Origin of the sequence: Streptomyces niphimycinicus (assembly GCF_018883605.1) — a bacterium.
Taxonomy (GTDB): domain Bacteria; phylum Actinomycetota; class Actinomycetes; order Streptomycetales; family Streptomycetaceae; genus Streptomyces; species Streptomyces niphimycinicus.
The window spans coordinates 1-930 of sequence record NZ_JAHLEM010001279.1 but is presented as its reverse complement, the minus strand read 5'-3'; the positions used below and the strand labels follow the sequence as shown (position 1 = coordinate 930).

The following is a 930-nucleotide window of genomic DNA, read 5'->3' as shown; positions in this document are numbered from 1 at the left end:
CGCAGCGCCCTCCGCCGCACGCCGCGCCGGAACCCGCACCAGCCCACGGAACAGCGGCGCCGGCGCACCGCCAGCCGCCTGCGCCCGGAGCGCGGCCATGTCCAGCGACATCGGCACAAGCAGCGCCTCATCAAGGCGGCCCGCGATGTCGAACAGCTCCATGCCCTCGGTGGCGGACAGCGCGACCACGCCGCCCCGGCTCATCCGGGACACATCCGCGTCGTCCAACTCACCGGTCATCGCACTGGAGTCGGCCCACAGACCCCACGCCAGCGAGGTACCGGCCAGGCCGTGCGCCCGGCGGTGCTGGGCCAGCGCGTCCAGGAAGGCGTTGGCGGCGGCGTAGTTGCCCTGCCCCGCGTTACCGAAGACACCGGCGGCGGACGAGAACAGCACAAACGCCGACAGGTCGAGATCGCGGGTCAGCTCATGCAGATTCCACGCCGCATCCACCTTCGGACGCAACACCCGCTCCAGCCGCTCCGGCGTCAGCGAGCCGACCACACCGTCGTCCAGCACACCGGCCGTATGCACCACGGCCGTCAGCGGATGCTCCGCCGGAATCGCGCCGAGCACCTCGGCCAACTGGTCACGGTCGGCGACATCGCGTGCCGCCCAGCGCACCTCGGCGCCCAACTCGGCCAGTTCCGTGCCGAGTTCTGCCGCGCCCGGGGCCTGGTCGCCACGGCGGCTCACCAGCAGCAGACGCCGTACGCCACGCTCGGCCACCAGGTGGCGGGCCAGCAGACCGCCCAGCGTGCCACTCGCACCGGTCACCAGCACCGTGCCCTCGGCATCGACATCGAGCGGCTGCCCGGCATCCACGGCGGCCCGCGCCAGACGCGGCGCCCGCAGCACCCCGCCCCGTACGGCCACCTGCGGTTCACCCGACCCCAGCGCGTCCGGCACCGCCCGCAGCGAACCAGCCGC

Annotated in this window: 1 protein-coding gene; it reads right to left on the bottom strand. The window is 73.8% G+C overall.

Going from position 1 to position 930, the window contains the following annotated elements; all coding sequences use genetic code 11:
• Positions 1-930: beta-ketoacyl reductase (locus KN815_RS49340; RefSeq protein WP_216348232.1), on the bottom strand; the 930-nt coding region annotated here is incomplete at both ends.